Annotated in this window: 9 protein-coding genes and 1 rRNA gene; 9 read left to right on the top strand and 1 reads right to left on the bottom strand. The window is 70.3% G+C overall.

Annotation, left to right across the window (positions count from 1 at the left end; all coding sequences use genetic code 11):
• Positions 1–151: 151 nt before the first annotated feature.
• The 9 genes from rrf (at position 152) to ACGFNI_RS15030 (ending at position 7217) form a co-directional block, all read left to right on the top strand.
• Positions 152–268: ribosomal RNA gene (gene rrf, locus ACGFNI_RS15070) — 5S ribosomal RNA — on the top strand.
• A 110-nt stretch (positions 269–378) separates the two neighbouring features.
• Complete coding sequence (locus ACGFNI_RS15065) at positions 379–1026, top strand: HAD family hydrolase (protein WP_393683846.1); 648 nt, start codon at positions 379–381, stop codon at positions 1024–1026.
• An 81-nt stretch (positions 1027–1107) separates the two neighbouring features.
• Positions 1108–2352 (top strand): MFS transporter, encoded by a 1245-nt coding sequence (locus ACGFNI_RS15060; protein ID WP_393683844.1) that lies wholly within the window; start codon positions 1108–1110, stop codon positions 2350–2352.
• Positions 2303–3478, top strand: a complete 1176-nt coding sequence (locus ACGFNI_RS15055; protein ID WP_393683842.1) for an acetoin utilization protein AcuC — start codon at positions 2303–2305, stop codon at positions 3476–3478. The genes ACGFNI_RS15060 and ACGFNI_RS15055 overlap by 50 nt, the downstream gene beginning before the upstream one ends.
• Positions 3479–3568: 90 nt before the next feature.
• Complete coding sequence (locus ACGFNI_RS15050; protein ID WP_393683840.1) at positions 3569–4384, top strand: phosphatase; 816 nt, start codon at positions 3569–3571, stop codon at positions 4382–4384.
• 128 nt (positions 4385–4512) lie between these two features.
• Positions 4513–4722, top strand: a complete 210-nt coding sequence (locus tag ACGFNI_RS15045) for a helix-turn-helix domain-containing protein (protein ID WP_157848084.1) — start codon at positions 4513–4515, stop codon at positions 4720–4722.
• Positions 4723–4840: 118 nt separating this feature from the next.
• Positions 4841–4939: a 30S ribosomal protein bS22 gene (locus tag ACGFNI_RS15040; RefSeq protein WP_003948845.1), complete on the top strand. Its 99-nt coding sequence runs from the start codon at positions 4841–4843 to the stop codon at positions 4937–4939.
• Positions 4940–5157: 218 nt separating this feature from the next.
• Positions 5158–6201, top strand: a complete 1044-nt coding sequence (locus ACGFNI_RS15035) for an NAD-dependent epimerase/dehydratase family protein (protein ID WP_393683838.1) — start codon at positions 5158–5160, stop codon at positions 6199–6201.
• Positions 6202–6215: 14 nt separating this feature from the next.
• Positions 6216–7217: a lysophospholipid acyltransferase family protein gene (locus tag ACGFNI_RS15030; RefSeq protein ID WP_393683836.1), complete on the top strand. Its 1002-nt coding sequence runs from the start codon at positions 6216–6218 to the stop codon at positions 7215–7217.
• Positions 7218–7302: 85 nt separating this feature from the next.
• On the opposite strand, the gene ACGFNI_RS15025 is transcribed toward ACGFNI_RS15030, so the two are convergent.
• Entirely contained in the window at positions 7303–8511 is a 1209-nt protein-coding gene (locus ACGFNI_RS15025) for a DUF5667 domain-containing protein (RefSeq protein ID WP_393683835.1), read from the bottom strand.
• Positions 8512–8660 lie beyond the last annotated feature (149 nt).

The raw sequence follows: 8660 nt of genomic DNA, 5'->3' as shown, positions 1-8660 counted from the left end.
GGTTGATAGGCCAGATATGGAAGCCTGGTAACGGGTGGAGTTGACTGGTACTAATAGGCCGAGGGCTTGTCCTCAGTTGCTCGCGTCCACTGTGTAGGTTCTGAAGTAACGAACTCGCCTTGTCGGCTGGAGTTTGTTTTCTTCATAGTGTTTCGGTGGTCATTGCGTTAGGGAAACGCCCGGTTACATTTCGAACCCGGAAGCTAAGCCTTTCAGCGCCGATGGTACTGCAGAGGGGACTCTGTGGGAGAGTAGGACGCCGCCGAACAATTTTTCAGCTCCGGTTCCTGGACCTTTTGGTTCAGGGGCCGGAGCTTTTTTGCGTTCCCGGGACTCTTTACGCCCACGGACGTAAGACCTCGTCGGTAGGCTCGGGCCATGCGCTACGACCTGGTCATTTTCGATAACGATGGTGTCCTTGTGGACAGCGAACCGATCGCCAATCGGATACTCGCCGGTTACCTCACCGAATTGGGTCACCCCACGACGTACGAGGATTCCGTACGGGATTACATGGGTGCCGCCGTGCACCGCATTCATGACACGGTGTTTGAGCGGTCCGGTGAGCGGCTGCCCGCCGGGTTCGATGAGGACTTCCATGCGAGGGTCTTCGAGGCGTTCCGCAGGCAGCTGGAGCCGGTGCGTGGGGTCACCACGGTCCTGGACGCGTTGGTCGCCGAGGGGATGGCGCACTGCGTCGGATCGTCCGGCAGCCACGAGCGGATTCGCGTGGCGCTGCACAGGACCGGGTTGTTCGACCGGTTCGGTGACGGGCGGATTTTTTCCGCTGAGGACGTGGGGCGAGGCAAGCCGGCGCCCGATCTTTTTCTGCACGCGGCACGTGAGATGGGTGTCGCACCCGAGCGGTGCGCGGTCGTCGAGGACAGTCCGCTGGGCGTCCAGGCGGCGCGGGCGGCGGGGATGGACGTGTACGGCTTCACAGCGATGACCCCGGCCGGTCGGATGGGCGACGCCACCGCGCGGTTCGCCGCGATGACGGAGCTTCCGGGGCTGCTGCTGCGGTAGGGCGTACGGCGTCCGGCAGGGCGGAATTGGTTGAGTGATCCATCTACCCAGCGGTAGTGGGGAGTTCTAGGCTGAGCGGCCATGACGGCGCCACTGGTTCCAGGAACGCAAGTGCGGCACGGCCGGGTCTCGCTCGCCCTCAGCTTCTTCATCCAGGGCACGGTTTTCGCCCTTCTCGTCACCAGGATCCCCGCGATCCAGGACCGCTACGGGATATCCGACGGCCTGCTGCCGGTCTTCCTGGCGGCAGTGCCGGTCCTCGCCGGTGTCGGCAGCGTGCTGACCGAGCATCTGGTGAAGCGGGTGCCGCCGAGGCGGGTGCTGCGCTGCGTCCAGCCGTTGGTGTGCCTGGCGTTGCTGGCCGCGGGCTCGGCGGGCTCGATGGGGCAGGCGGCCGTGGCGCTGGCGGCGTTCGGGCTTTCGGTCGGCGCGCTGGACGCCTCGATGAACATGCTCGGGGTGAGCCTCCAGCGCGCGTATGGGCGGAGCATCATGCTCGGCTTCCACGCCGCGTACAGCCTGGGTGGCATCGTGGGCGCCTCGCTGGCCTGGGCGGGGGCGCACTGGCAGCTGTCCCTCGCGGTGCTCTACGGGCCGGTGGTGGCGGTGCTGGTGCCGCTGGCGCTGGTCATCGGCCGGTGGTTCGTGGACGGCGCGAACGGGACGGCGGGGACGGCGGGCGGTTCGGGCGGGCAGACGGCGGCTTCCGTGTCCATGAGGCTGCTGTTGCCGCTGTGCCTGGTGATGGCGTTCGCGTATATCGGGGACTCGACGGTCTCCAACTGGAGCGCGAAGTATCTCCAGGACGTGCTGGGGAGTTCGGAGCAGGTGGCGACGGTTCCGTACAACGTCTACATGGTCACCACGCTGCTGGGGCGGGCGGTCGGCGATCTGGGGGTGCGGCGGTTCGGGGCGGTCGCCGTGGTGCGATGCGGCACGGTGGTCGCGGCGTGCGGCTTCGCGGTGGTGGCGGTGGCGCCCGGCGCCTGGACGGGGATGGCGGGATTCACGCTGCTGGGGATCGGGCTGTGCGTGCTCGTGCCGCAGACGTTCGCCGCCGCGGGGCGGCTGGCCGGGCCGGCGGCGTCGGACACCGCGATTGCCCGGCTGAACATTTTCAACTATGTGGGTTTTTTGGTCGGTTCGCCGTTGGTGGGTGCGCTCGGTGACGCCTGGAGCTACCGGGGCGCGATGCTCGTACCGATGCTGTTGGTGCTGGTGACGCTGGTGTACGCCCGCTCGTTCGGGCCGCAGGTCGCCCGATACGGTGACAGCCATGAGCGGGCGCGCACAGCTGATGTGGGACGAAGCAGTAACGGGCTATGACTTCGGGCCCGGCCACCCGATGGATCCGGTGCGGCTCGCACTGACCATGCGGTTGGTGGAGGCGTACGGGCTCGACCGCGCGCCCCTTGAGGTGGTCGCCGCCAAGCCGGCCGGTGATTCCACCCTGCGGCTTGTGCACCGCGAGGACTACATCGCCGCGGTGCGCGCCGCCTCGGCCGATCCGGCGGCGGCGGACGCCTCGTACGGGCTGGGTACGGCGGACGACCCGGCGTTCGCGGGCATGCACGAGGCGTCGGCGCTGATCGCGGGGCAGTCGGTCGGCGCGGCTGAGGCGGTGGTGCGCGGCGCCGCGCTGCACGCGGTGAACTTCGCCGGCGGGCTGCACCACGCCATGCCGGGCGGCGCGTCCGGCTTCTGCATCTACAACGACGCGGCGCTGGCCATCGCCCGGCTCCTGGAGCTGGGGGTGGAACGGGTCGCGTACGTGGACGTGGACGTGCACCACGGGGACGGCGTGCAGGCGGCGTTCTGGGAGGACCCGCGGGTCCTGACGGTGTCGCTGCACGAGCATCCGCGGACGCTGTTCCCGCAGACCGGCTGGCCGGAGGAGACCGGCGGGGACGGCGCGGAGGGCAGCGCGGTGAATGTGGCGCTGCCGGCCGGCACCGGTGACGAGGGCTGGCTGCGGGCCTTTCACGCGGTGGTGCCCGAGCTGCTCGGCGCGTTCCGTCCTGAGGTGCTGGTGACGCAGCACGGCGCGGACACCCACTTCGAGGACCCGCTGGCGCACCTGGCGGTGAGCGTCGACGCGCAGCGCGCGGTGGCGGAGTCCTGCCACGCGCTGGCGCACGAGCACACGGACGGGCGGTGGGTGGCGCTCGGCGGTGGCGGCTATGCGGTGGTGGACGTGGTTCCGCGCAGCTGGACGCATCTGACCGCGGTCGCCGCTGGCCGGCCGCTGGATCCTTCGTCGCGGATTCCGGAGGACTGGCGGCACGAAGTGTTCCGCAGGACGCGGCAGTTGGCGCCGCAGCGGATGACGGACGGGCGGGTGCCGCACTGGCGGGACTTCACCGAGTCCGGCTACGACCCGGCGGACCGGCTGGACCAGGCGATCCTGGCCACGCGGCGGGCGGTGTTCCCGGCGCACGGGCTGCTGCCGTGACCCCGGGGGCGGGCCGGGCGGTGCGTCCGGATGTGTGACTACCCGTCGGTTCGCTCTCCGTTGACCGCTCAACCAGCCAGCATGGGGGCCGTGTTGAGGACCGGCGCGCTGCGTGCGCACCTGATCGCGGCGCGGCTGGCGGGGACCATCGCGACTCCGCGGGAGAAGAGCCTGGGCCGCTACCGGCTCTTCTCGGAGCGCGATCCCCGGGTGCTGCTGGGGCTCGACCCGGAACGGGACTGGCCGCCCGGTGAAGTGCTGCGGCTGATGGGGCGGAAGTGCGGGGTCTCGGCCGATCCCGCGCTGAGATCAGGCCCTGATGTGATCGACCCGGACCGTACGATCGCGGGTCTGGACGCTTTCGCCGACCGGATCGGCGCTGCGGCCGACCGCCGTGCTCCGGTCCTGATCGGTACCGGCCATCCGCACCGGCTGCTGGACTTCTACGCCGCTCTCGCGGACGCTCTCTCGTCAGCGGGTTGCACCGTCCTCACCCCCGCGTATGGCTTTCGTGTCGACATAGCGACCCGGTTCGGGGTACGTACGTACGCCCTGGACTACGTACGGGGAGTCGCGCTGATGCGCGAGCCCGGCGTGCGGGGCGCACCCGGAGAGGGGGGCGTGCACACCCATTCACCCCTCCCGGTACGGACCGCGCTGGCCGTGGCGGCGGACGTGGCGGGGCCGCTCCCGGAACTGGTCATCGGGGACCACGGCTGGGTCTGCGGCGCAGGTCAGCTGGGCTTTGAGGCGATCGGTCTGGCGGATACGGACGATCCGGCGCTGTTCGTCGGACAGGCCGAGGGACGGGTCTCCGCGGTGGTGCCGCTCGATGACGCCGTACGGGCTGCCCACTACCGGCCCCTCACCCGCTATGTACTCAATAAGGCATGTCTGCCCCATTAGGCGGCCCTACGCTGCTCCTCTTCCCCACTCGCATCACCCGCCCCTAAATTGGGGAGTGAGCGCATAGCGACGAAGAGTTACCGGAGGGGAAGCCGGTACCCGTCATATGCGGAAGGTGCAGGTGTGGCATGGCTGCGGACCAGAAGCCTCTCAATGAGGTCGTGTTTCTGACAGTGGCGGAGGTCGCCACCGTGATGCGAGTGTCGAAGATGACCGTGTACCGCCTGGTGCACAGTGGTCATCTGCCCGCGATCCGTGTGGGGAGGTCGTTCCGCGTGCCCGAGCAGGCGGTCCACGACTATCTCCGCGAGTCCTATGTAGGCGTCGAATCGGCCTGACGGACCTCTCGGACCCTCGGATTACGCCGTACGCCCGGCGCCGGGTAGGCTGGCCCGATGTAGGTAGTGTGGGCTCGGACGCCCCGCACCGAGTGATTCGAAGTGAGCGAGGGTAGTCGTGGGCTCTGTTATCAAGAAGCGGCGCAAGCGGATGGCCAAGAAGAAGCACCGCAAGCTGCTCAAGCGCACCCGTGTTCAGCGTCGTAACAAGAAGTAAGCGACGCTGATCGCGATTTCGCAGCCCCTCACCGCCTTGTGCGGTGGGGGGCTGCGGTGCGTTGCGGCGGGTCTCGGACGGGGAGGAGGGGGCCGGTGGGGCGACAGCGGCGGGAAATGTCGCTCCGGGCAGCCCGAGGTCATCGCCGTGCAACAACGACCCGATAGCGTGGCCCGCACAGTTCGGGCGGTGTCCGGGTGCGGAAGGAAGGGCTGATCTTGGGCAAGGTCGTGCTCGTCACGGGAGTCGCGCGGCAACTGGCAGGCCGGTTCGTCCGACGGATCCGGCGCGACCCCGGCGTCGACAGGGTGATCGGCGTCGACGCGGCGGCCCCCGAGCACCATCTGGGCGGCGCGGAATTCCTCAAGGCCGACATCAGGCACCCGGCGATCGCCAGGGTGCTGGCCGAGACGGGTGTGGACACCGTCGTCCACATGGACATCAACGGCACGCCGCTCGGCAGTCGCGGCGGCCGGAGCGCCGTCAAGGAAGCCAACGTCATCGGGACCATGCAGCTCCTCGGCGCCTGCCAGAAGGCTCCGCGCGTGCAGCGCTTGGTCATCAAGTCCACGACCAGCGTCTACGGCTCGGCGCCCCGCGACCCGGCCGTCTTCAGCGAGAACACCCCGCCCAAGTCGCTGCCCAGCGGCGGTTTCGCCAAGGACGCCGTCGAGGTCGAGGGGTACGTACGGGGCTTCGCCCGGCGCCGCCCCGACGTCGCGGTGTGCGTGCTGCGCTTCGCCAACATCCTCGGCCCGTGCGCGGATTCGCCGCTCGCCGACTACTTCGCCCTGCCGGTGCTGCCGACCGTCCTCGGCTACGACCCGCGGCTCCAGTTCGTGCACGAGGACGATGCCCTGGAGGTCCTGCGGATCGCCGCGTCCGAACCGCGCCGCGGGACGCTGAACAGCGGCACGTTCAACATCGCGGGCGACGGCGTGCTGCTGCTGTCGCAGACCTCCAGGCGGCTGGGGCGGCCCACGCTGCCGCTGTTCCTGCCGACGGTCACCTGGGCGGGTACGGCGCTGCGGTCCGTCGGCATCACGGACTTCTCCCCCGAACAGATCCGGCTGCTCACGCACGGCCGGGTCGTCCAGACGACGCAGATGCGCGAGACACTGGGGTTTCATCCGCAGTACACGACGGCGGAGACCTTCGCGGAATTCGCCCGCAGCCGCGGACCCGGGCTGCTCCCGCCCGAGTCCATCGCCCGCACCGTCGACCGGCTCGCCGGCGTGCTGCCCGCACGTCCGGCCCAGTGAGGAGTTCACGCACGATGGCGGACGCCAAGGTCATTCCCTTCGGCGAGGAGCCGCGGGCGCGCCGTAAGGCCAGGCGGTCGGCGCGTACCTCGGGCACTACCGCGCTGACACCCGTACCGGAGGCGCGGACCGGCGCGCCGCAGCCGGAGTCCGGCCGTCCCGCGCCGCGCGGCGGCCAGTCCCTGGACGAGCGGATCGCGGGCGGCCTGAGCTTCCTGCGCCGCCGGCTCACCGGCGAGTACGAGGTCGACGACTTCGGCTACGACGAGGAACTGACCGATCAGGTCCTGATGTCGCTGCTGCGCCCGTTCGCCGACAAGTACTTCCGGGTCGAGGTGAAGGGCATCGAGAACATCCCCGCGGACGGCGGGGCGCTGGTCGTCGCCAACCACTCAGGGACGCTGCCGCTGGACGGCCTGATGCTTCAGGTCGCGGTACACGATCACCATCCGGCCGAGCGCCATCTGCGGCTGCTGGCGGCCGATCTGGTCTTCGTGCTGCCGATCGTCAACGCGCTGGCCCGCAAGGCCGGGCACACTCTCGCCTGTGCCGAGGACGCGCAGCGGCTGCTGGAGCGCGGGGAGATCGTCGGGGTGATGCCGGAGGGGTTCAAGGGCATCGGCAAGCCCTTCGCCGACCGGTACAAGCTGCAGCGCTTCGGGCGGGGCGGGTTCGTCTCGACCGCGCTGCGGGCCGGGGCGCCGATCGTGCCGTGCTCGATCGTGGGCGCCGAGGAGATCTACCCGATGGTCGGGAACGCCAAGACGCTGGCGCGGGTGCTGGGGCTGCCGTACTTCCCCGTCACGCCGACGTTCCCGTGGCTGGGGCCGCTGGGTGCGGTGCCGCTGCCGACGAAGTGGACGATCCAGTTCGGCGAGCCGATCGCGACGGACGGCTATCCGCCAGAGGCGGCCGACGATCCGATGCTGATGTTCAACCTGACCGACCAGGTACGCGAAACGATTCAGCACACGCTCTACAAGCTGCTGGTGCAACGTCGCTCGGTGTTCTTCTGAGCCCGCGCCCCGGAGGACCGGCGGGCGGGTGCGGGCCGGTGCGGGCGGCGGGCGTGTGAGGCGGCCCGCCGCCGGCCGGGCGGAGTCAGTCCCCGCTGTGCTCGCCGTCGATGCCGAGGCCGGGAAGCAGCCCGGGGATCAGCGGCGGGAGGGTGACACCAGGCATGCCCGGCGCGCCCTTTCCGTCGCCGCTGTCGTGCGACGGGCCGGAGGAGCCGTCCCTGTCCGGCGGGTCGAGCAGGCGGCCCGCTGCGCCGCCGAGCAGTCCTTCGTGCTCGGACGGTGAGGCCGAGGGCCGGGGGGTGTCGTGCGAGCCGTCGTCGTGCTTGCCCGACGGGGAGTGGTCGTCCGACGGCTTCGGGTGCTCGGGGTGGCCGGTTCCGCTCTCGGGTGCGGGCGGGGCGGCGCGGTGGCGGCCCGTCTTCTCCGGGGCGGGCAGCAGCGAACGGAGCGGCTTGACCTCCTCGGCCATGGCGTCCATGACCGAGCTGACCTCGTCCCGGACGTCCGTGAGCTGGGCCGGGAGCCGGTCGCGCAGCTGCGACCAGGTCTCGTGGTGCGAGGTGGTGAAGGAGTCGAGGGCCTGGATGGGGCCGAGCGAGCCGTCGCGCTCGTACGCGGCGTGCAGCAGGCGGTGGCCCGCGCCGGCGTCGTGCGTGACACCCGAGAGGGCTCTTCGGACCTCCACGAGGGACTCGTGGTCGAGGTCGGACACCCGGCCGCGCTCCATGAGACGGCGGGCCTCCTGGAGGCGGGTGGACGCCTGGTCGAGGAAGAGGCGTCCGCGGTCGGCGTCGTCGTCGGTCATGCCGAGCTTGAAGTCCTCCATCCCGCGCTTGAGGCCGTAGAGGGAGTCGCCTGGCAGGGCGTCGGAGCTGGCGGCGGCGACGCCGCTGAACGCGCCGGCCGCGACGCCCACGGTCAGTCCCCCCGCAGCGAGCCCTTTGGTGAGCCGGGAGCGGGGGCGCAGCTTGCCGAGCTGCTTCGCCGCGCGGTGACCGCCTTTGGGTGTGCGTTGCTCGGGCACCCTGGCACCGTCGGACGGAGCGCCTTCGGCGAAGGCGGCCTCCATCGCGGCGATGAGCTGGGCGCGCTGGACAGTCTTGACCTCGGCGGCCAATTCCGGCTTCGGGAGCTCCCCGAGGCCGTCCGCCACCGCCAACAGCCGTGCTTCACCCGGCGCTTGGTCCGGTGTGTCGACCTGGTCCTCGGCCGCCGCGCCCTTGGGGACCTGCTCCTCCAGGGCCTGGGCGAAGGCGTTGGCCCGCCGGTGCACCGAGATGTTCACGATCACGGGCGGCACCTCCTCTCGTCATCCCGCTCGACTCCCCGGACTGGCTTTGACTATCCAGACGGACCGGACGGTTGCACGCCGATGCCCGCGGCCACTCGATTGAGTGAGAGGCAGCGGACATGGCGTGACCGCATGGAGCCTGCATCCCG

The sequence above is a fragment of the Streptomyces sp. NPDC048644 genome (genome assembly GCF_043199105.1).
GTDB lineage: Bacteria > Actinomycetota > Actinomycetes > Streptomycetales > Streptomycetaceae > Streptomyces.
This window is presented reverse-complemented; position numbering and strand designations above follow the sequence as displayed.

What these genes read in the sequence shown, in the direction of transcription:
- ACGFNI_RS15065 (WP_393683846.1), top strand. Translation starts at nt 379, where the DNA reads ATGCGCTACGACCTGGTCATTTTCGATAACGATGGTGTCCTTGTGGAC.
- ACGFNI_RS15060 (WP_393683844.1), top strand. Translation starts at nt 1,108, where the DNA reads ATGACGGCGCCACTGGTTCCAGGAACGCAAGTGCGGCACGGCCGGGTC.
- ACGFNI_RS15055 (WP_393683842.1), top strand. Translation starts at nt 2,303, where the DNA reads ATGAGCGGGCGCGCACAGCTGATGTGGGACGAAGCAGTAACGGGCTAT.
- ACGFNI_RS15045 (WP_157848084.1), top strand. Translation starts at nt 4,513, where the DNA reads ATGGCTGCGGACCAGAAGCCTCTCAATGAGGTCGTGTTTCTGACAGTG.
- ACGFNI_RS15030 (WP_393683836.1), top strand. Translation starts at nt 6,216, where the DNA reads ATGGCGGACGCCAAGGTCATTCCCTTCGGCGAGGAGCCGCGGGCGCGC.